Source organism: Bacillus sp. B1-WWTP-T-0.5-Post-4, from assembly GCF_009183795.1.
In the GTDB taxonomy this organism is placed as follows: domain Bacteria; phylum Bacillota; class Bacilli; order Bacillales; family Bacillaceae_G; genus Bacillus_A; species Bacillus_A cereus.
Genome location: NZ_WEIJ01000004.1, coordinates 39682 through 63002, shown reverse-complemented (window position 1 = coordinate 63002; position 23321 = coordinate 39682). Strand labels below are relative to the sequence as shown.

The window sequence follows — 23321 nt, the reverse complement described above, 5'->3', positions numbered from 1 at the left end:
GTGGGGCTTCATATGGATTGGTTAAAGAGGACTTGTTTTTCTAACCTTGAGAAAGAATCACAGAAAAATCATTTATTACTGTTTATAACGATTTGTAGTTTCTTTCTTGGGATAATCGCAATTGGGTATTATGGATATATTTTTACAGAGAGAGCCATAGCGTTTTGGATTTGTGGTATTTCTGTCGTTGCATTTGGAACGCTGTTTACTTTTATAAAAAGTATGGAATCAGCGTATAAATATATCATGACATTTATGTTGCTTACAATGTCTTACATTATGGTACAAGCTTTTAATGAAAGCCCGGCTGTATTTCAAATGGTCTATTTTACATTAGCTGTTTCACTTATTTACTTAAGTGAGCGTCTCATTTTAATTCTTGGCGGGGTAGCTGTTGTGATCACATTTATCCTTTGTAGCTATTGGCCGGAGCAATTTTTTGCTTATACAGCCTCGTCTGAAGCTGCTAATTTCGCAAGTTTGTTAGCGATTGTAACAATCGCTATGTGGGGCGTCACGAAAATTGGTTCTAATCTGCTCCTTCGTTTAAGTGATGAGAAGCAAGAAGTAATGAGAAAAGCTCAGGAGTTAGAAGAGACGCAAAGACTTATTGAAGAAACAGTTGTGAAACTAGATAGTAATTTCAATCATTTAAGACAAAATATGAACACGTCGATGGAATCGATGAGTGAAATTAATTTTGCCTTTGAAGAGGTGGCAGTTGGTACGCAATCACAATCAGAGATGATGTATCGTTCGGTAGAAGTATTGAATGATATGGAGGGAAATATTGAACAAATCATCTCTCAAGTAAGAACTGCATCGGCTCGTGTGGATGAAAGCTTAGAAATTTCAAAAGGTAGTGTACATACTCTAAGAAATTTTGAAACTAACATGAGAAGTTTAAATGATGTTGTTTCACAGTCTGGAATTATATTTAGAGATTTAATGATGCAATCGAAACAAATTAATGAAATTGTAGATGTAATAACGAATATTTCAAGTCAGACGAGTTTGCTAGCTTTAAATGCAAATATTGAAGCTGCGAGGGCAGGCGAGCATGGAAAAGGTTTTGCTATTGTAGCGAGTGAAGTGTTAAAGCTTGCTGAAGAATCAAATCGTTCTGCGGGAAGAATTCAAGGGATTTTGAAGGAGTTTAGTAATCAAGCAAGTAAGGTAGAAGTGCAGGTAGAGAAGTCAGAAAGAGTACAAGAAGAATGTAACGAGATGTTAGCAAGCGTTTTAACAAATGTAACTGATTTAGGGAAGTTTATTGATGCGATTAATGAAGTAATGCGAGAGGTTGTTGTTCATCAAGAAAGTTTCCAAGTTAAAACAACGAATATCGTAAAGGATGTTACGCATGCTTCTAACGTAATTCAGCAAACTTCTACAGCTACAGAAGAAGTGCTAGCGAGTGTGGAAGAAGAAAAACATCGAAATGATACGTCAGTGAAGACGTTACAAACTGTTAGCGAGCAAGTGAAGTTGTTAGAAGATATTTTAGAAAAGTAATATTGCTTGGAAAGAGCACGAATGATGTGCTCTTTTTTCATTGAAACGAATACTTGATAGGAATTTAATTGCTTTTCTGCGCGTTTTCTGCCAAGCTTAAGGAGATAAAATTCAGCTAATAGCGGAATTAAAATACTTCAAAGAAAGAATTAAATAGGTGACGCATATGATCGAAGTTAAGACTTCTGAACTTAGTGATGGAGAATTTAATAGAGGTGTATTTGCAACTCGTGATATTAAAAAAGGTGAGTTGATACACGCAGCACCAGTTATCTCTTATCCGAATGAACAGCATGAACACATTGAGAAAACATTACTTGCTGACTACGCATTTGAGTATGGAATCAATCATACGGCAATCCTTTTAGGATACGGTATGTTATTCAATCATTCATATACACCGAATGCAACGTATGATATTGTCTTCGAGAACCATACGTTTAACTTCTATGCTTATAAGGATATAAAAGCAGGAGAAGAAATTTTAATCAATTATAATGGTGAAGTTGATAACGATGAGCTGTTATGGTTTGATAAAGAAAAAGAAGAGAACGAAAAGTAATATAAAGAGTATAGAAAGAGCGCATTCTGTGGGATGTGCTCTTTTTTTATTGATGTAAATAAAGTAAAAAGTACAAAAAAATACCACTTTCTTTTTGTGTGGTATAGTAAGATACTGAGGGATAGTGTTTTGAAAAAGTCACATATTTTACAAATTGTTGTCTTTCTGATGACATGTCAAGTTTAGTAGTCCATTTGGGTTGCTTTATTATGCAATATATATTTTAATATGAGTGGCACCTCTTATAAATTAAGAGGTTTATAGGTGTCTCGAATTGATTTTGGGTACACTGTATCCACCACTTTAGGTTCTTTCATGTACGTGGGGATATTATGGGCCCGTATAACGGGATAAAATGAATATAGAAATAGAGGAATCGTAAAATGAATATGCAAGAGGTTTATAAATATTTAAGTACGGTATTGCCTGAAGGACATGTTAAACAAGATGAAATGTTAAAGAATCATACGCATATTAAAGTTGGCGGAAAAGCAGATGTTTTTGTTGCGCCTACAAATTATGATGAAATTCAAGAAGTTATCAAATATGCGAACGAATATAATATTCCAGTTACGTTTTTAGGAAATGGATCGAATGTCATTATTAAAGATGGTGGAATTCGCGGGATTACAGTAAGTTTAATTCATATTACAGGTGTTACTGTAACAGGAACGACGATTGTAGCACAGTGTGGTGCAGCAATTATTGACGTATCACGTATTGCCTTAGACCATAACTTAACGGGTCTTGAGTTTGCTTGTGGTATTCCAGGTTCAGTTGGCGGAGCATTATATATGAATGCTGGTGCATACGGCGGTGAAATTTCGTTTGTATTAACAGAAGCTGTCGTAATGACAGGTGATGGAGAGCTACGTACTTTGACGAAAGAAGCATTTGAATTTGGATATCGTAAGAGTGTATTTGCGAACAACCATTACATTATTCTTGAAGCGAGATTTGAACTTGAAGAAGGTGTACATGAAGAAATTAAAGCAAAAATGGATGATTTAACGTTTAAACGTGAGTCAAAACAGCCTCTAGAATATCCTTCATGTGGTAGCGTATTTAAGCGCCCACCAAATAACTTTGCTGGTAAGTTAATTCAAGACTCAGGACTACAAGGTAAGCGAATTGGTGGAGTAGAAGTTTCTTTAAAACACGCTGGGTTTATGGTGAATGTTGATAACGGAACAGCACAAGATTACATCGATTTAATTCACTTCGTACAAAAGACAGTTGAAGAGAAATTTGGCGTGAAGTTGGAGCGAGAAGTAAGGATTATTGGAGAAGATAAGGAATAACAAAATACGTATGAAGATATGAATTATTTCAAAATAATATTTGGGTATTGTTGACAATTTGTTTTCAATTCAATATAATGGCTAATAATTTAACAAATAACATACGTTGAAAGAGCCCAGTAGCAGTTTGTCACTGTTAACGAGAGAGCTAGGGGTTGCTGGAACCTAGCACAAACAAACTTGCGAATTACACTCTGGAGTATCTTAGGTAATGCTAAGCGGACTAGCAATCGATATTATTGCTAAGAGTGGTATGAGTAGCTATGCTATTTATGCAAACTGGGTGGTAACACGGTGAATAATCGTCCCTATGTCTATCGTAGACATAGGGGCTTTTTGTTTTTAAAAAATAAAGGGGATGACAAAAGATGAATATTATTGATGAATTAGAATGGCGCGGCGCCGTTAATCAGCAGACTGACGAAGAAGGTTTACGTAAGCTAGTAGAAGAGAAAAAGATTTCGCTATACTGCGGAGTTGATCCGACTGGTGATAGTATGCATATTGGACATTTGATTCCGTTTATGATGATGAAGAGATTCCAATTAGCTGGTCATCATCCTGTTATTTTAATTGGCGGGGCAACAGGAACAATTGGTGATCCGAGTGGACGACAATCAGAGCGTCAACTTCAAACGTTAGAAGTGGTTCAGCATAATGTAGATGCGTTAACAGCACAAATGAAAAAGCTATTTGATTTTGGTGGAAATAGCGAAGTGAAGATGGTAAATAACTATGATTGGACACATGAAATAAATATTATTGAGTTTTTACGTGATTACGGGAAAAACTTTAGCATCAATAGCATGTTAGCGAAGGATATTGTAGCAAGCCGTTTAGATACAGGTATTTCTTTCACGGAATTCACGTACCAAATTTTGCAAGCGATGGACTTCCATCATTTATACACGAAAGAGGATGTTCAACTTCAAATTGGTGGTAGTGACCAATGGGGAAATATTACGAGTGGTTTAGATTTAATTCGTAAGTTAGAAGGTCATGAGGCGAAAGTATTCGGATTAACGATTCCGTTATTATTAAAATCGGACGGTACGAAGTTTGGTAAATCAGCAGGTGGTGCGGTTTGGCTTGATCCTGAAAAAACGACACCGTTTGAATTTTACCAGTTCTGGGTAAATACAGATGACCGTGACGTAATTAAATACTTGAAATACTTTACGTTCTTAACGAAAGAGCGTATTGATGAATTAGCAACGAAGGTAGAAGCGGAACCTCATAAACGTGAAGCGCAAAAAGTGTTAGCAGAAGAAATGACGAAATTTGTTCATGGAGAAGAGGCGTTCCTGCAAGCTGAGAAAATTACAGCAGCGTTATTTAGCGGAGATATTAAATCGTTAACAGCTGATGAAATTGAACAAGGCTTTAAAGAAATGCCAACATTCCAGTCTTCAAAAGAGACGAAAAACATCGTAGAGTGGCTAGTCGATTTAGGAATTGAACCATCTAGACGACAAGCACGTGAAGACATTAATAATGGTGCGATTTCTATGAATGGTGAGAAAGTAACAGATGTGGGTACGGATGTTACTGTAGAAAATTCATTTGATGGAAGATTTATTATTATTCGTAAAGGGAAGAAGAACTACAGCCTTGTGAAGTTAGGCGAATAGTTTGTGTGAAAGGATGGGAGTAGGAAGAATACTTCCATCTTTTCGTATACACAATTTGGACATAAAATAATCAGTAAATTTAGATAATTAAAAGGGTTATATTATTCTTCTGACGAATAAATAAGTTAGAGAAAATTACGGATAAAAATAGCCCGAACCATGCAGGGCATGATTCGGGCTTATATTCAGATTAGTAAGCTAAGCTGAATAGACCTTTAATGTGTGATAAGTAACGAACGTTACTTGCTTCTTTCATTAATGATGCTGGTAAGCCTTTAAGTGGAGTATTGCTTGCTCCGATTGTAGCAACCGCATCTTTACGTCCTAGACTAGCAAGTGTTCCAGAGTTTACAGGTGCGAACTCTTCTAATGCTTTGCCTTCTAGTGCTGCGTATAAGTTGTATCCAATTAACTCACCCATTTGCCAAGCAATTTGTGCAGTTGGTGGGTATGGACGTCCGTCTGGAGCGAAGACAACAGCGCTGTCTCCAGCAACGAATACGTCTTTGTGAGAAGTAGATTGTAGGTATGCATCAACTGTTGCACGTCCACGGTTAACTTCAAGACCTGATTCACCGATTAATGGGTTACCTTGTACGCCGCCCGTCCAAACGAATGTGTTAGCAACAAGTTTTTGACCGTCTTTTAAGTCGATTTCGTTGCCAGCAACGTTTGTTACAGGAAGACCAGTTAAGAATGTAACGCCGCGCGCTTCTAGGCTAGTAGTTGCACGTTCGATTAAGTGGTCTGGTAATACTGGAAGGATTTTTGGACCTGCTTCAACAAGAAGAAGTTTCACTTCTTTTGGATTTACGCCGTGGCTTTTTGCAAGTTTAGGCATAATGTCAGCAAGCTCACCAACTAGCTCAACGCCAGTTAATCCGCCACCACCGATTACGATTGTAGCATCAGCTTCGTTTTTCGTTTTCGCGTATTCACGAATACGGTCTTCAACGTGTTTGTAGATTTTATTTGCATCAGCAGCAGATTTTAATACCATGCTGTTTTCTTCTAGTCCTGGAATACCGAAGTAAGCAGTTTTACTTCCTAAAGCAACTACAAGTGCATCGTAAGATAAAGTAGTGCCGCCAGCTAATTTGATTTCTTTGCTATCAACTGAGAATGACTCAACTGTTGCAATTTTAAGGTCGATGTCTTGTCCTTTGAAAAGCTTTGTAAGTGGCATTGCAACTGCTTGCTCAGACACGTTACCAGCTGCAAGGCGGTGTAGTTCAGTGATGATTTGGTGTGTTGGGTATTGGTTAATCACTGTAACTTGTGCTTCTGATTTGCTGTAATATTTACGTACGTTTAAAGCGGCAAGAAGACCGCCATAACCAGCGCCTAAGATGACAATTTGTTTTGACATAGTATGATATCCCCCGTCTTTACTAATTGTTGTTATAAGTTAAATTATTTATTGTTACGTTCTGCACTAATTTGAAGATATGCGTTCACAAAGCGGAACATTTTTTGTGCTTGTGGATCTTTTAATAATTTTAAAAGACCGAATAGGCCGATAACTTCGTTGCTTTCGTCAGCACGATCTTTCGCTTCGATTGCAGTTGCAGCCATGCTTTTCACTGTATCTTTTACAGGTTCTACAAGCTCTGTAATTGCACCAACAGTGTCGCTTTTTAATACTTCATCAGTAGCAACAGTTTGAGCGAAGTCATAAGACTTAGTTAAAATGTTAACAAGCTCAGTTAATTTTGGAAGCTGTTCTACTAGTGTTGTTAATGATTCTTGTACCTCAGGTTTTAATAACTGATCAAGTACATCAAGTTGTCCTTGGCTAGCAGAAATTTGTACAGTTTCTTGTTCTGGCTTTGTTTGAGTCATAGTTTCTGGCATCTCCAATTCTCCTTTACGATAGCAATACTCTTATTTTTGATAAGTAAGATAGTAAACGGTTACGAAACTTTATACAAAGTTTCACAAAACACAATAAAATGCCTTTAAATTTATGACAGCAAGTAAGCTGCAAACATAAATCTAAAACCATAACGTCTTACTTATTATTTATGAACTGTCCGATACATGGCTTGTCCGCATAATGGAAAAGCTCCGTTACCGGAAAGTGTATATAATATATATCCTATATTATATACTATATACACCTATGTTAACATAAAAATGATTCCTAATTATTTGATATTGAGTGTATAACGTAGTGCTGACAAGGTATGAAAGCGTATAAAATATTTTGTTTCAGTTAGAAATGTACATATATATATAGAAAAAAAGGAAGAAACGAACAAATTCATGTTCGTTTTTTCCTTTTTCCTATTATTCACCTTCCGCAATTAGCATCGATGTGTTACCTTCTTTTTCAAGATGGCATTCGCCCCAAGAACAAAGAGAATCAAGAATGGATTCTAAAGACCAACCGTAATCAGTAAGAGAATATTCTACTTTTGGCGGGACTTGATTGTATACTTTTCTTTGAATAACGCCGTCGTCTTCTAATTCACGTAATTGCTGTGTTAACATTTTTTGTGTAATACCAGGCATGGAACGTTTTAATTCACTGGTTCTCTTTGTACCTTTCGTTAAGTGACAAAGAATAACAACTTTCCATTTGCCGCCGATAACTTCTAAAGTCGCCTCTACAGGAATATTGTATTTCTTCATATGAAATCCTCCCTTTGTGAGTAAAATAAGTTAAATCATACAAATGTTACTTTTTAGTACCTATAGCACTTTAAAGTACGTACTTTTTATCATGTTAAATATGTTTCATAATAGCACATGTAAGAGGCAAATGAGTAGTACGGTACCAAAAAGTGACTATGTTACTTTTTAGTGCCTATAGTACTTTAAAGTGCGTTCTTCAAAAAAAGAATGAAACCATTCATAATAGCATTTGTAGAGATTAAATATATTTTTTAGAAGATAAAAGGGCCTTTTTATCACACTATTATGATTGGATTTCTTGTAATAAGGAGGAATTCAATTGAGTTCATATACAGTACCATCTTCGGAAGTTCAGACAAATCGAAGAAGTATGTTTGCTTTATTAGCACTAGCAATTAGTGCGTTTGGGATTGGTACAACCGAGTTTATTAGTGTCGGTTTATTACCATCGATTTCAAAAGATTTAAATGTTTCTGTTACAACAGCTGGTTTAACTGTTTCCTTATATGCGTTAGGGGCGGCAGTAGGAGCTCCTGTCTTAACAGCGTTAACGGCTAGTATGTCGAGAAAGACATTATTAATGTGGATTATGGTTATTTTCATTATTGGTAATGGTATTGCGGCATTAGCAACAAGCTTCACTGTATTAATTATCGCAAGGATTGTAGCTGCGTTTGCACATGGTGTGTTTATGTCGATAGGATCTACAATTGCGGCTGCGATCGTACCAGAGAATAAACGCGCTAGCGCCATTGCGATTATGTTTACTGGATTAACAGTTGCGACTATTACAGGTGTGCCAATTGGAACGTTTATCGGTCAACAATTTGGCTGGAGAGCGTCATTTATGGCGATTGTCGTAATTGGAATTATTGCTTTTATCGCAAACAGCATACTAGTCCCATCTAATTTAAAAAATGGTGTACCTGTATCGTTTCGTGATCAATTCAAACTAATTAAAAATGGAAGACTATTACTTGTTTTCATTATTACTGCACTTGGATACGGCGGTACATTCGTAACATTTACGTATTTATCACCGCTATTACAAGAAGTAACAGGGTTTGAAGCGAGCACTGTCACTATCATTTTATTAGTGTATGGAATCGCCATTGCGATAGGGAATATGGTCGGCGGAAAATTATCGAATCATAATCCGATTCGAGCGCTATTTTACATGTTCCTTATTCAAGCAATTATATTATTTGTTTTAACATTTACAGCGCCATTTAAAGTAGCTGGATTAATCACAATTATTTTCATGGGACTATTCGCATTTATGAATGTTCCGGGGCTACAAGTATATGTAGTTATATTGGCAGAGCGCTTTGTTCCGAGTGCGGTTGATGTTGCTTCAGCAATTAATATTGCCGCATTTAACGGAGGAATCGCTTTAGGTTCTTATATAGGTGGCCTTGTAACGAATTCGTTAGGATTAATCCATACTGCTTGGGTAGGCGGTCTTATGGTAGTAGCCGCTGTTATTTTAACAGCGTGGAGCATGACATTAGAAAAAAGAGATCAAGTAAAATAAAAGGAGAGAAAATAAAATGAAAAACTTACAAAGTAAAACAGTATTAAGTAATGGTGTAGAAATGCCTTGGTTCGGTTTAGGTGTATTTAAAGTAGAAGAAGGACCAGAACTTGTAGAAGCAATTAAATCAGCAATTAAAGCAGGATACCGCAGCATCGATACAGCTGCAATTTACGGAAATGAAAAAGCTGTAGGTGAAGGAATTCGTGCAGGTATTGAAGCGACTGGTATTGCAAGAGAAGAATTATTTATTACTTCAAAAGTATGGAACGCAGATCAAGGGTATGAAACAACAATCGCTGCATACGAAGAGAGTCTAAAAAAATTAGGACTAGATTATTTAGATTTATATCTTGTTCACTGGCCTTCAGAAGGAAAATATAAAGATACATGGAGAGCGCTAGAAACACTTTATAAAGAAAAGCGCGTACGTGCAATTGGTGTAAGTAACTTCCAAATCCATCACTTACAAGATGTAATGAAAGATGCAGAAATTAAACCAATGATTAACCAAGTAGAATACCACCCTCGTTTAACACAAAAAGAACTACAAGCTTTCTGTAAAGAACAAGGTATTCAAATGGAAGCATGGTCACCACTAATGCAAGGTCAATTATTAGATAACGAAACATTACAAGAGATTGCTGAGAAACACGGTAAAACAACAGCTCAAGTTATTTTACGTTGGGATCTTCAAAATGGAGTAATCACAATTCCAAAATCAACGAAAGAACACCGTATTATTGCAAACGCTGATGTATTTAACTTCGAATTAACGAAAGAAGATATGGAAAAAATCGATGCGTTAAATCAAAATCACCGCGTTGGCCCAGATCCTGATAACTTCGATTTCTAAGATTACAGTAAGAAAAAAAGAGTGCTTTTCTGCACTCTTTTTTTGTGTATAAAAATAGTTTCTAAATAAATACTACTTAGTATTAAGTTTGTTATTAAGGGGCTGTAAACATGAATATAAAGCAATCGTTCAAACTTTTAGCTATGTTTTTAAGTGTTTTATTTGTGTTATTCCCACTTCAAAAAGCATTCGCAGAAGTGATGGACCATACAAAGTATCAAATGGATTGGAGTTATAGTAAGTCCAAGAAGAAGCCAATTCGAACAGAGCTTATTAAAACGGCAGATGGCAAAATTGCTTTTTGCTTAAATGTAGATTTGAAATCTCCAAGCGGTCAAGATTTACCGGAAATGGGGAAAGTGGATATTAATGTGTACCGTGTACTATTGAATGGATATCCACAAAAGAGTCCACAAGAATTAGGGGTATCTGATTGGAGAGAGGCGCATTACGCAACGCAGCTTGCAGTGTGGAATGCGTTAAAACAAATCGATATTAATGATTTAGATTTCCGTAATAAAAATGTAGAAAAGGTAACGAAAGATATCGTTGCAAAAGCAAATGCTAGTGAAGAGTTACAAGAAATTACGATGAGTGTAACTCCTACAGAAGAACAAGAAGCAGTATTAAAAAATGATTTCTTTGAAACAGGCTTATATACAGTAGAAACAAATGCAAAAAGCGGAACGTATAAAGTGCAAGCAACAGGTGCACCAGCGGGAGCGAAATTTGTAAATGAAAAAGGCGAAACAAAAACAGAATTTAATGTAGGGGAAAAGTTCCGCATTTTAATTCCGAAACAAACACCAGCTGGTGGATTTAGCTTTAAAGTATCAGGAAATTTAACGAAATTACAAGGGATTGCGCATAAAGGTACACCGACTATTCAAAATGCAGTAGTATTACTTGAGCGTAGTGAAGAAAAAACAAGTCCAGAGTTAGCGGTAAGTTGGAAGAAACCAGAAGGGCCACAGACGCCAAATAAACCGTATACTCCAAATGAGCCACATAAACCGAATCAAAAAAGATAATGAAAAAGCATTGGCGTGTGCCAATGCTTTTTCTATATGGATTCTTTAAAGATATACCAAGATAATAATCAATCAAGTGAAACACTATTCCAACGTTTTAAAAAGTATTTTAAAATAATAAGATATAACAAAATCTAAACGTTACAATCAACGGATTTTATTCACAAAATTGTAACATTATTCTAATTGGAGAGGCTATCAAACAAAGTGTAAAGCGTGTACAATTCAGTTGGAAAAACTACCTATAGATGGTCATATATGAAGAAAATGTAAGATTCTATTACTATTTTTATTTTTAGATGTATAGATGACAATACTAAAGTGTATCTTTTACTATTCTCTTTTTATGTACGAAGAGAACTCATCACAAATAGAGAGAAGTGAGGAGGGCATATTACATAAAAATTTTACAATGTAAGAAAGCGAATACATAGGGAGGAATGCGGTAGTAATTGATACAGGTGCGCGAGGTGTTAGTCTATTCATTAAATGTTTTTATAAAAATAATAGGATTTCTTATTAAATGGATATATAGAATAGTTTCTCTAAATAAAGGAACAGGGGACACAGATTATGTCGAAGAAAAAGACGAGTAGGGTATTAGTAGCTGGTGTTTGTTTAGCTACGTTATTAACGCCATATGGACTTGAATTACCTAAGGTGTATGCAGAGATGACGATTGAAGATAAAGAGAAACAGCAAGAAGAGCGAGTGTATCAATTACTGCCAAAAGGTGATGTAGAAGGGATGCGTGAGTTGCATCAGCGTCGAATGAGTTTTTCTCCTTATGAGCCAACGGGCATTTATGTAAAGTCAGGTGAAGAAGTAGTTATTCAAGTAGAAGGGACTCAACAGATTAAAGCTTATATTGGTACATATTCTTATGAAAAAGAAGAACCTAAACAATTCAATTTAAATCCTGGTGAGAATAAAATTTCTTCTTCAAATGGGGGACTATTATACTTTTACAATTATCACAACACAGCAGAAGTAGTCGCTAAAGTGAAAAAAGGTGGTACACCAAACCCTTTATTTATTTTAGGAAAGCATACGACAAAAGATTGGAAGCGTATGTTGGCAGAAAACCCTGATCCATATGCAATAGAAATGAAGGGAGAAAATAGTTTATTAACTATGCATCCTGAAACTGTGGCGGAACATTTGAAGCAAGAAGATCCAGCTGCGCTATTAAAGAAGCACGATGAAATAATTAATATAGAACATAAGATATCAGGTTTATCAAAAGATGGTGCGGGTGTTGCGAATCAAGGTAAACATTCCATTCATTTTGTTGAAGACTGGTATACAGACGATTATATGTATGCGACTTATTATCGAACAGCTTATAGTAAAGGCAATTTAGAGTCAGTACTAAATCTAGAAGAGTTAACCAATGATGGATGGGGGCCTTGGCATGAAGTTGGACATCAACATCAACAAGACACTTGGTTATGGGATGGACTTGGAGAAGTAACCGTTAATATTTATTCTTTGGCAGTTCAAACTACATTCGGGCATAAAACAAGGTTAGAGCAAGAGGGGCGCTATGAAGCTGCATTTGCTTATTTAGGTAAACCGGATGCACAAGAAAAGATGAATGAATTTGAGAAATTAGTTATGTTTTGGCAGTTGCATTTAGCCTATGGGGATCAATTCTATCCAAATTTACATCAAATGTATCGTTTGTTACATGATACAGAACTGCCTAAATCTGATGAAGAGAAAAAGCAGATGTTTATTTATATGACGTCAAAAGTGGCAGGACAAAATTTAATTCCTTTCTTTGATAAATGGGGATTAATTGCAAATGATGCTACAAGAGAAAAGATTGAAAAATTAGATTTACCAAAATTAGAAAAAGAAATATGGTTATCTACAGATAGCAATCCAATTCGTGAAAAACAAACTGAGTTATATGAAGTTCCATATGGCGAGCCAAATAATGAAAAAATACAAAATGTGGTAATCGGTACTACATATGATGAGGAAAAAGCAAAGGAACTTGTACAGAATTTAGGAGAAGGTGTAAAGACAACAGGTGTGATTATGCAAGATAAGCCTGAAGTTGGAGAAAAAACTGTAAAAGTAGAAATTATAGATGAAAAAGGAAATAGGAATTTAATTCCGGTTGTAGTGAATGTTGGATATGGGGATAGCCTACTTGTATATGGATTGAACTATACTAGGGAGGGAGACTTGAAGTCAACCGTAACTCTACATCATGGTACGAAAAAATTTAGTGCAACAAATACAAAAAATTTAATTCACGATTACTTTAAAGATGAAAAGTATTTTGAGTTCACACTGTACGATACAGAAGGAAGAGAGAAGAAAAATGTAGCGGTAAAAGGCTTGGAGAATACAGAAGTTCTTGCCAAGGAATTAAATGGATTAGCATTTGAATATGGAGATGTGGTGAAAGTATACCATGCAGAGTCTTCACGTTTACATTGGTATCAAAAAGGTTTATATGTGGGAGAAGGAAAAAATAAAGAAATAAAAGAATTATTCTTCAAAATTACTGAAAATGGATTTGAAAGAGTAAAATCATTTCAAGAAGTAGCAGCAAAGCCACAAACAGTAGTAGTCGGAACAGAAGTAGAAAAGCTAGAAGCGAAAAACTTTGTTGAAGTGAAAGAAGGAGAAGTAATTGGCTTTGTAGAAAAACCAACTACATCAAAAGTCGGAAAACAAACAGCAAAAGTAGAAACGAAAGATTGTTTTGGAAATAAGCAAGTAACGGAAGTGCCATTAGAAGTGGTTTATGGAGATAGTATTGCATATGTAGGATATGGCGATGATATTGCTTCAATTGTAACTTTAAAGCACGAAGAGAAGAGATTCCATGCAACTGATATGGATAGAGAAATTCATGAGTATTTTAATAAAGAGCTATACATGGGGATCACGTTATACGATGGAGAAGGAAAAGAGAAAAAACATGTAACAGCAGAGGGACAAGAAACTTCAAAGAACTTTGCGAAGCAAGTAAATGGTATGCAGTTCGAGTATGGGGATGTAGTGAAAGTATTCCATACAGAACCAAATCGCTTGAAATGGTATCAAAATAATAACTTTACTGGCCAAGGTGAAAAAAAAGGGACAAAAGAACTATTCTTCAAAGTGACAGATAAAGGTTTCGAGAGAATGGATATGTTGCAAGAAGTAACGCCAGTACCGCAAAAAGTAGTAATCGGGACAGATGCTGAAAAATTAAATGCAAAAGACTTTGTTCAAATGAAAGATGGAGAAGTAGTAGGTTTTGTAGAAAAAACGAATACAACGAAAATCGGTGAACAAAAAGTAAAAGTAGAAACGAAAGATCGCTTTGGTAATAAAAAAGTGACAGAAGTTCCTGTAGAAGTAATTTACGGAGATAGCATTATGTTCTTCGGTACATGGCACGGCGGAACGAATATTAAATCGATTGTTACATTAAATCATGAAGAAAAGAAATTTAGTATAACAGATTCAGAAGGTCCAATGCATACTTCATTTGCAGATGAGAAGTATATGGGGATGACTGTATATGATAAAGATGGAAAAGAGAAGAAAGCTTTATCGGTAAGAGCATCGGAGAATACGAAAGTATTTGCAGAACAATTTAATGGAATGGCCTTTGAATACGGCGATGTAGTAAAAGTATACCAAAGAGAATTTGATAGATTTAAAGTGTACAAAAAGAACGAACTGGTGGATACGGAGTATGGTGTTCATGATGTAGTCTTTAAAGTTACGGAGCAAGGTTTCGAGAGAATGGAAGCTATGCAAGAAGTAACGGCAGTACCACAAAAGGTGATAATTGGAACGAATGTTGAACAATTACAGGCAAAAGATTTTGTTCAATTAAAAGAGGGAGAAGTAATCGGGTTTGTAGAAAAACCGATTACAACAAAAATTGGTGAACAAAAAGTAAAAGTAGAAACAAGAGATCGTTTTGGAAATAAGCAAGTCACGGAAGTTCCCCTAGAAGTTACATATGGAGATAGCTTACTTGTATATGGGTTAAGCTATGGTGGTGACGATATGAAATCAATTGTAACGTTACATCATGATGCGAAAAAAATGAGTGCGACAGATACAAGTAATTTGATTCATGATTACTTTGAAGATGAAAAGTATTTTGAATTCACCCTGTACAACAGAGAGGGAAAAGAGAAGGAAAATATAGAGGTAAAAGGTCTGGAGAGTACAGAAGCTTTTGCTAAGGAAATAAACGGACTAGCGTTTGAATATGGAGATGTGGTGAAAGTGTATCATGCTGAATCTTCACGCTTACACTGGTACAAAAAAGGTGTATATGCGGGAGAAGGAAAGAATAAAGAGATAAAGGAACTAGTCTTCAAAATTACTGAAAACGGCTTTGAAAGAATGGAAGCTAAGCAAGAAATAACAACTGTACCGCAAAAAGTAGTAATCGGAACAAGCGCTGAAAAATTAGATGCAAAAAACTTTGTTCAAGTAAAAGACGGAGAAGTAATTGGATTTGTAGAAAAACCAAATACAACAAAAATTGGCGAACAAAAGGTAAAAGTAGAAACGAAGGATCGCTTTGGGAATAAGAAAGTGACAGAAGTACGAGTAGAAGTAACATATGGAGATAGCATTGTATATCAAGGGCTTAGTAATGTTGTTTGTTCTATTGTAACGTTAAATCATGATAATAAGAAACTACATGTAACGTCTACAAATGAACAAATTCATAGTTACTTTAACAATGAATTATATATGGGAATTACGTTATATGATCAAAACGGAACTGAGAAAAAGCATGTAACAGCAGAAGGGCAAGAGACTTCAAAGAATTTTGCAGAACAAGTAAATGGTATGATGTTCGAGTATGGTGATGTAGTAAAAGTGTATCATGCTGAATCAGATCGTTTAAGCTGGTACAAAAATAGTGAGTTCGTTGGAAAAGGAGATAAGAAAAAGTTTAAAGAAATTTCCTTTAAGGTTACTCCAAATGGTTTAGAACAAGTGTAATAATAAAAAAATCTCGTAAAACATAATGTTTTACGAGATTTTTTATTATTCAGCTTCAGAAACTACTGTGAAGCGTTCGTTTACGTGTTTTGGATTTTCGATTTCATCAAGTGCTGCAACTGCGAAGTCTTCGTAACTTACGTAGCTATCACCTTTTGCGTTCACAAGAAGATTGTCTTTGCCAGCTTTGTAAGAACCAGTACGTTTTCCTAATGCAAATAGTGCAGAAGGGCTGATGAATGTCCAAGTGATGTCATTTGTTTGTTGCAGAATTTCTAAGTTTTTACCTTGGTTTTGAGCTGTTGCAAGGTATTCTTTCGGGAAACCTGGTGTCTCAAATACACGTGTTGTTTTCTCTTCGTCTACAAATAAGCTTCCAGCGCCTCCAACTACAAGTAATTTTGTATTTGGTGCACCTTTCATCGCTTCAATAAGTACGTTTCCTGCATCTACGTGAAGGTGTTCTTGTCCTGCTGGAGCACCGAATGCATTTACAACTACGTCAAATGCCTGCAGGTCGTTAGATGTAAGAGAGAATACATCTTTCTCTAAAACTTTTACATTGTCTTCTGTAATTTTTGCAGCGTTTCTTACGATTGCAGTTACTTCATGTCCGCGATCCAATGCTTCTTTTAAAATACGACTTCCTGCTTTACCAGTTGCTCCGATAATTCCGATTTTCATAATAAATCCCTCCAAAGTGTTTTGTTAAAGTGTATATCTGAAAGTAAATGAATTTGTTGTAATTGGGTTTGTTACAACCTGTTGTAATCATTATAGTTACAGGTTGGTATTTTTGTCAATAGGGTTGTTTGTGAATTTATTTTTTGTTTTAGTATGCACAGTTAGAGGGAGGGTAGTCAGTCATAAAGATATTGTTACTGTGAACCTGGCTAATATTTGGAAATTGCAAATTGTCGAAAAATGTTGATTTTTGAATGTTTTTTAAATATAATTCGTTTTATGGAGAAAAGGAGGGGTTAATTGTATGAATATTTTAGAGCAATTTATTTCATCAACAAATACAATTCTTTGGTCATATATTCTTATTGCAATGTTAATTGGTTTAGGTCTTTATTTTTCTATTAAATTGAAATTCGTACAAATTACTCATTTAGGGGAAATGGTTCGACTAATGAGTGATGGATTAACTGGAAAGACGCGTAAAAAAGGTAGTGTATCTTCTTTCCAAGCGTTTTGTATGAGTTCAGCAGCTCGTATTGGTATCGGTAACTTAGCTGGTGTAGCATTAGCTATATCTATGGGAGGACCTGGAGCTGTATTTTGGATGTGGGTTATTGCGATTATCGGGGCTTCTTCAAGTTTCGTAGAAAGTACGCTTGCCCAAATTTATAAAGTAAAAGATGGCAGTGGCTTCCGTGGTGGTCCTGCTTATTATATGGAAAAAGGTTTAAATAAACGTTGGATGGGAATTTGGTTTTCTATCCTTATTACAGTTAGTTACGGTTTAATTTTTAACTCAGTACAAGCGAATACAGTAACATTAGCGTTTGAAAATGCATTTGGTTTAGAGCGTTATATTGTTGGTATTGTATTAGCTGCATTAGTTGCGGTTATTATTTTTGGTGGTGTAAAAAGTATTGCACGTATGTCGGAAATGATTGTTCCGCCAATGGCGCTTGTTTATATTGCGGTAGCTATTTTTGTTGTCATTAAAAACTTCTATTTAATACCAGATGTGTTTACGGAAATCTTTAAAGGTGCATTCGGTTTAGATTCAGCTGTAGGTGGCGGTATCGGTGCTGCGATGAAATATGGTATTCAGCGCGGATTATTTGCGAACGAAGCAGGTATGGGTAGTGCGCCGAACGCGGCAGCAACAGCTGATGTAACGCATCCAGCAAAACAAGGTTTTATTCAAACGATCGGCGTTTTAGTAGATACATTCTTAGTATGTACATCAACAGCATTTATCGTACTATGTTCTGGTGCATATAAAGCAACGAATTTAGAAGGTATTGAATTAACGCAAAATGCATTAAGCTCACAAATCGGCCCGTGGGCAAGTAGCTTCTTAGCGATTATTATTTTCTTATTTGCATTTAGTTCTCTTTTAGGAAACTACTATTATGGTGAAACAAATATTGAATTCATTAAACAAAGCAAAGCGTGGTTAACAATTTACCGTATTGCGGTAGTTGGAATGGTATTATTCGGTTCTGTTGCGACGCTTCAAGTTGTATGGAATATGGCAGACTTATTTATGGGTCTAATGGTAATCACGAACTTAATTGCGATTACACTTCTTGGCCGATTTGCGTACGCGGCATTAACAGACTATGTAAGGCAAAAGAAACAAGGGAAAGATCCAGTCTTCAGTGCAGATTCTATTCCTGGTTTAACGAATACAGAGTGCTGGGATAAGCCAGTGGTAACAGATAAAGAAAAAGCAGTGTAATTGAAAAGGCGAGCATCGAGGTAAATTCGATGCTCGCCTTTTTTGTTGTAGTAAATGATGAAAAGGGTGAGAGGTAATTATTAATATAACTTTTTTTGTTTGTTTCTCTCGTTATTTGTGGGGAACGTACTGTTTTAAAAGTATGGCTGGTCGAAGAGGATAAGTGATTGAGTATTGGATAAATGCATGTAATAGCTATATTTTTATGTAAAAAAACACGTGTGTTAAAAGAGTTAACGTACTCATGTCATGAAACCTCACATAAAGTTCTTGATTACTTAAAGTTTTTAGAATATAATTTTCTTATTGTTAGGAAGAGGGGGCAATGCAAATATGGATTTTTTAGCTAGGGTAATTGGGGATGTAAATAATATCCTTTGGTCATATGTCATTATTGCGATGTTAATTGGGTTAGGGCTCTATTTTTCATTTCGTGTGAAATTTGTCCAAGTTCGTTACTTCGGTGAAATGATTCGTTTGCTTGGGGATGGAGCAAGCTCGAAAACGAGGAAAGCGCAAAAAGAGAAGAGCGGTGTATCATCATTTCAAGCATTTTGTATGAGTACAGCTTCTCGTGTAGGTACTGGTAACTTAGCTGGTGTAGCTATTGCGATCTCAGCAGGTGGTCCAGGAGCAGTATTTTGGATGTGGTTAATCGCGGTAATTGGGGGTGCTTCTGCATTTGTAGAGAGCACATTAGCGCAAATTTATAAAGTAAAAGATGGGAATGCATTCCGTGGGGGCCCAGCGTATTATATGGAAAAGGGTTTAAAGAAACGCTGGTTAGGTGTTGTGTTCTCTGTTCTAATAACAGTAAGTTTCGGATTGATTTTTAACGCTGTACAGTCTAATACTGTAGCGGCTGCCTTTGATGGGGCGTTCAAAACAGATAGTAGATTAGTAGGTCTTGTTATGGCTGGTTTACTTGCAGTTATTATTTTCGGTGGAGTAAAACGAATTGCTCGCGCGGTTGAAATGATTGTTCCAGTAATGGCAATTATTTATGTAGCAGTGGCATTATTCGTTGTTGTAACAAACATTACGGCAATTCCATATGTATTTAAAGAAATTTTCTTACATGCTTTCGGAATTAAAGAAGTAGTAGGCGGAGGATTAGGAGCTGCGATTTTATTAGGGGTAAAACGTGGGTTATTCTCAAATGAAGCAGGTATGGGTAGTGCGCCGAACGCAGCAGCGACTGCAAACGTAACGCACCCAGTTAAACAAGGTTTCATTCAAACTTTAGGGGTATTTACTGATACATTATTAATTTGTAGTTGTACAGCATTTATTATTCTTTTATCAGATGTGCATAATGCAGCTGATTTAAATGGAATTCAATTAACGCAGCAGGCGTTAAGTCAACATATCGGTCCATGGGCTTCTATATTTGTAGCGGTTGCGATCTTCTTGTTTGCATTTAGTTCATTAGTAGGTAACTACTACTATGGTGAAACAAATATTGAGTTCTTAAATGGAAGTAAAGTGTTATTAAATGCATACCGCATTGCTGTACTTGGTATGGTTATGCTAGGATCTGTAGCGACAATTCAAATCGTTTGGGATTTAGCAGATTTATTTATGGGAATTATGGCTGTTATTAACTTAGTAGCAATTGTATTCCTTTCTAAGTATGCTTTCGCAGCGTTATCAGATTATATTAAGCAAAAGAAACAAGGGAAAGATCCAGTCTTTTATGCGGAGTCTATTCCAGGTTTGAACAATACAGAGTGTTGGGATGAGCCAGCAGTAGCTGATAAAGAAAAAGCGGTATAATGAAAAAGGCATCAAGTGAAACTTGATGCTCTTTTTTTGTTTTATTCAACTATTTGCAGATAGTAAAAGACGAACATTCATAGACGTTTTATAATAAAATGTAATTTTTTTAAGAAAAGTGCGGATATGATTTGTGATTTGTGTTAGAATGGAAAATGCCTTTGAAACAAGAGGTTTTATGATTTTTCCTATCCGATTGAAGATTTTGGAGGGGGAATGGAAAGTTCGGATTATTTCTTGTTTTGAGTAGTCAGACGTTCAACGTTAATGAAGAGTTAAATGGAGGATTTTATTAATGAAGTTTGTTATGTTTCTTGTAGGATTACTCGTTGTATTTGTACTCGGTTTTCTTATAAGTGCCGATCGAAAGAAGATTAAGTATAAACCAATCGCAATTATGCTTATTATTCAGCTAGCATTATCTTATTTCTTATTAAATACACAAGTTGGTTATATTTTAGTAAAAGGAATTTCAGATGGATTTGGTGCACTTCTTGGATATGCGGAAGCTGGAATCGTTTTCGTATTTGGTGGTCTTGTTAATAAAGGAGAGGTTTCATTCTTCTTAACAGCGTTATTACCAATCGTATTCTTTGCCGTTTTAATCGGAATTCTGCAACACTTTAAAATTTTACCAATATTTATTCGTGCTATTGGTACTTTGTTAAGTAAAGTAAATGGTTTAGGGAAATTAGAATCATATAACGCAGTAGCAGCTGCTATTGTTGGACAAGCAGAAGTATTTATTACAGTAAAAGATCAATTAAGTAAAATCCCAAAACATCGTTTATATACATTATGTGCATCTTCCATGTCGACAGTATCGATGTCAATTGTCGGTTCTTACATGAAAATGATCGAACCAAAATATGTAGTAACAGCACTTGTATTAAATTTATTTAGTGGTTTCATTATTATTCATATTATTAACCCGTACGATATTACAGAAGAAGAAGATACACTGAAATTAGAAAATAAGAAAAAACAATCATTCTTTGAAATGTTAAGTGAATATATTATGCTTGGTTTCACAATCGCGATAACAGTAGCAGCGATGTTACTTGGTTTCGTAGCATTAATTACAGCAATTAATAGCTTGTTTGATTCCATGTTCGGTATTACATTCCAAGCTATTTTAGGATATATTTTCTCACCATTAGCATTCGTAATGGGTATCCCGCAAGCTGAGATGGTAACAGCGGGACAAATTATGGCAACAAAATTAGTATCAAACGAGTTTGTTGCGATGCTTGATCTTGGAAAAGTAGCTGGTGATTTATCGGCTCGTACAGTTGGTATTCTTTCTGTATTCCTTGTATCATTTGCGAACTTCTCATCTATCGGAATTATCGCAGGTGCAACGAAAGGTATCGATGAAAATCAATCAAATGTTGTATCATCATTCGGTCTACGCCTTGTGTACGGTGCGACATTAGTAAGTATTCTATCAGCGATTATCGTTGGTGTTATGTTATAAAGTGAAACTTTAATCAGTGGGGGCTTTATTCCCGCTCATTATTAGCCCTCACCAATCGGGGTAAAAAGGATGGTCCTAGCTCATAGCTAGGGCTATTTTTATGGTAAATTTACATGAAAAAACCAATTAATTAGGAATATATTAACATATAAAAATCTTTTAAAATTTATATTGCATTTCATCTAGATAACGCTTACAATTTGATTTGTAGGTGGTATCAATTTCAGACTTTCAAGTATGGTAGGAGAGAAGAAGCTACCTTTTATAAATTGCAATTTATGTAAACGCTTACTGATTTTAGATGACAGTTGAATAGTTTTAGGGGTTTTAAATTTTTTAACAACAATGGTCAGACGTCATTCGTTATACGTTATACGACCAATAACTCGTGGGAGAAGTGGAGGATTCACATATGAAGTTCGTAATGTTTCTAGTCGGTTTACTTGTAGTGTTTGTACTAGGTTTCCTTATCAGTTCAGATCGTAAGAAAATTAAATATAAACCAATTGCACTTATGCTTGTCATTCAATTGGTACTTGCGTATTTCTTACTAAATACAAAGATCGGATTCGTATTAGTAAAAGGGATCGCAGATGGATTTGGCGCTATTTTAAAATTTGCGGAAGCTGGGGTTAATTTCGTATTTGGTGGTCTAGCAAACGATGGACAAGCACCATTCTTCTTAACAGTATTATTACCGATTATTTTCTTAGCAGTATTAATCGGGATCCTGCAACATATTAAAGTTTTACCGATTATCATTCGTGCAGTCGGTTTCCTATTAAGTAAAGTTAACGGTTTAGGAAAACTAGAATCATATAATGCGGTAGCAGCTGCAATCGTTGGTCAAGGGGAAGTATTCATTACAGTAAAAGATCAACTAAGCAAATTACCGAAAAATCGTTTATACACACTTTGTGCATCTTCAATGTCTACAGTATCGATGTCAATCGTCGGTTCTTATATGAAAATGATTGATCCAAAATATGTAGTAACAGCACTTGTATTAAACTTATTCAGTGGATTCATCATCGTTCATATCATTAATCCATATGAAGTAAAAGAAGAAGACGATATTTTAGAATTACAAGAAGACAAGAAACAAACATTCTTTGAAATGTTAGGCGAATATATTATGCTTGGTTTCTCAATCGCTGTAACAGTAGCGGCGATGTTAATCGGTTTCGTAGCATTAATTACAGCAATTAACGGTGTATTTGATTCAATTTTCGGAATCACATTCCAAAGCATTTTAGGATACATCTTCTCACCATTAGCATTTGTAATGGGTATTCCAACATCAGAGATGCTACAAGCAGGACAAATTATGGCAACAAAATTAGTAACGAACGAATTCGTTGCAATGCTTGATCTTGGTAAAGTAGCTGGTGATTTATCAGCTCGTACAGTAGGTATTTTATCTATCTTCCTTGTATCATTTGCGAACTTCTCATCTATCGGAATTATCGCAGGTGCAACGAAGAGTATCGATGGCAAACAAGCAAACGTTGTATCATCATTCGGTTTAAAACTTGTATACGGTGCAACGTTAGTAAGTATATTATCAGCGATTATCGTTGGGGTTATGCTTTAATAAAT

The 23321-nt window shown here is 35.6% G+C and carries 16 protein-coding genes and 1 other annotated feature; of the genes, 12 read left to right on the top strand and 4 right to left on the bottom strand.

Translation table 11 applies throughout. The features are described 5' to 3' along the window. The first annotated feature begins 12 nt into the window (after nucleotides 1-12). The 4 genes from GBN91_RS14535 (at nucleotide 13) to tyrS (ending at nucleotide 5009) form a co-directional block, all read left to right on the top strand. Nucleotides 13-1515: a DUF4077 domain-containing protein gene (locus GBN91_RS14535; RefSeq protein WP_016123730.1), complete on the top strand. Its 1503-nt coding sequence runs from the start codon at nucleotides 13-15 to the stop codon at nucleotides 1513-1515. Between the two features lie 166 nt (nucleotides 1516-1681). Continuing rightward, nucleotides 1682-2077, top strand: coding sequence for an SET domain-containing protein (locus GBN91_RS14530; RefSeq protein WP_000573649.1), 396 nt, complete (start codon nucleotides 1682-1684; stop codon nucleotides 2075-2077). A 383-nt stretch (nucleotides 2078-2460) separates the two neighbouring features. Further along, the gene (gene murB, locus GBN91_RS14525) at nucleotides 2461-3378 is read left to right on the top strand and encodes a UDP-N-acetylmuramate dehydrogenase (RefSeq protein ID WP_001057102.1); all 918 of its coding nucleotides are present in this window, start codon (nucleotides 2461-2463) and stop codon (nucleotides 3376-3378) included. Nucleotides 3379-3475: 97 nt separating this feature from the next. After that, nucleotides 3476-3691 (top strand) — a binding site (T-box leader). A gap of 55 nt (nucleotides 3692-3746) precedes the next feature. After that, nucleotides 3747-5009, top strand: a complete 1263-nt coding sequence (gene tyrS, locus GBN91_RS14520) for a tyrosine--tRNA ligase (RefSeq protein ID WP_001021096.1) — start codon at nucleotides 3747-3749, stop codon at nucleotides 5007-5009. Between the two features lie 190 nt (nucleotides 5010-5199). On the opposite strand, the gene GBN91_RS14515 is transcribed toward tyrS, so the two are convergent. The 3 genes from GBN91_RS14515 to GBN91_RS14505 form a co-directional block, all read right to left on the bottom strand. Further along, nucleotides 5200-6378 (bottom strand): NAD(P)/FAD-dependent oxidoreductase, encoded by a 1179-nt coding sequence (locus GBN91_RS14515; protein ID WP_006918768.1) that lies wholly within the window; start codon nucleotides 6376-6378, stop codon nucleotides 5200-5202. Between the two features lie 44 nt (nucleotides 6379-6422). Further along, the gene (locus GBN91_RS14510; protein WP_001115309.1) at nucleotides 6423-6863 is read right to left on the bottom strand and encodes a DUF1641 domain-containing protein; all 441 of its coding nucleotides are present in this window, start codon (nucleotides 6861-6863) and stop codon (nucleotides 6423-6425) included. A 435-nt stretch (nucleotides 6864-7298) separates the two neighbouring features. Next, nucleotides 7299-7643, bottom strand: coding sequence for a winged helix-turn-helix transcriptional regulator (locus GBN91_RS14505; protein WP_000760481.1), 345 nt, complete (start codon nucleotides 7641-7643; stop codon nucleotides 7299-7301). Nucleotides 7644-8016: 373 nt separating this feature from the next. Here GBN91_RS14505 and GBN91_RS14500 point away from each other — a divergent pair, with 373 nt between their 5' ends. The 4 genes from GBN91_RS14500 (at nucleotide 8017) to GBN91_RS14485 (ending at nucleotide 16050) form a co-directional block, all read left to right on the top strand. After that, entirely contained in the window at nucleotides 8017-9180 is a 1164-nt protein-coding gene (locus tag GBN91_RS14500; protein WP_176328012.1) for an MFS transporter, read from the top strand. Nucleotides 9181-9196: 16 nt separating this feature from the next. After that, entirely contained in the window at nucleotides 9197-10036 is an 840-nt protein-coding gene (locus tag GBN91_RS14495; protein ID WP_000793568.1) for an aldo/keto reductase, read from the top strand. A gap of 110 nt (nucleotides 10037-10146) precedes the next feature. Next, nucleotides 10147-11067 carry a thioester domain-containing protein gene (locus tag GBN91_RS14490; protein WP_152121651.1) on the top strand — a complete coding sequence of 307 codons (921 nt, stop codon included), beginning with the start codon at nucleotides 10147-10149 and terminating at the stop codon, nucleotides 11065-11067. A gap of 573 nt (nucleotides 11068-11640) precedes the next feature. After that, nucleotides 11641-16050 (top strand): putative mucin/carbohydrate-binding domain-containing protein, encoded by a 4410-nt coding sequence (locus GBN91_RS14485; RefSeq protein ID WP_152121649.1) that lies wholly within the window; start codon nucleotides 11641-11643, stop codon nucleotides 16048-16050. Nucleotides 16051-16095: 45 nt separating this feature from the next. On the opposite strand, the gene GBN91_RS14480 is transcribed toward GBN91_RS14485, so the two are convergent. Then, complete coding sequence (locus GBN91_RS14480; RefSeq protein ID WP_152121647.1) at nucleotides 16096-16734, bottom strand: NAD(P)-dependent oxidoreductase; 639 nt, start codon at nucleotides 16732-16734, stop codon at nucleotides 16096-16098. 304 nt (nucleotides 16735-17038) lie between these two features. Here GBN91_RS14480 and GBN91_RS14475 point away from each other — a divergent pair, with 304 nt between their 5' ends. The 4 genes from GBN91_RS14475 (at nucleotide 17039) to GBN91_RS14460 (ending at nucleotide 23316) form a co-directional block, all read left to right on the top strand. After that, complete coding sequence (locus tag GBN91_RS14475; protein ID WP_006918775.1) at nucleotides 17039-18469, top strand: alanine/glycine:cation symporter family protein; 1431 nt, start codon at nucleotides 17039-17041, stop codon at nucleotides 18467-18469. Between the two features lie 333 nt (nucleotides 18470-18802). Beyond that, nucleotides 18803-20245 carry an alanine/glycine:cation symporter family protein gene (locus GBN91_RS14470; RefSeq protein WP_000346408.1) on the top strand — a complete coding sequence of 481 codons (1443 nt, stop codon included), beginning with the start codon at nucleotides 18803-18805 and terminating at the stop codon, nucleotides 20243-20245. Between the two features lie 295 nt (nucleotides 20246-20540). Then, entirely contained in the window at nucleotides 20541-21722 is a 1182-nt protein-coding gene (locus GBN91_RS14465) for a NupC/NupG family nucleoside CNT transporter (protein ID WP_000673839.1), read from the top strand. A 412-nt stretch (nucleotides 21723-22134) separates the two neighbouring features. Beyond that, nucleotides 22135-23316, top strand: a complete 1182-nt coding sequence (locus GBN91_RS14460; RefSeq protein ID WP_086385550.1) for a NupC/NupG family nucleoside CNT transporter — start codon at nucleotides 22135-22137, stop codon at nucleotides 23314-23316. Nucleotides 23317-23321: the final 5 nt, after the last annotated feature.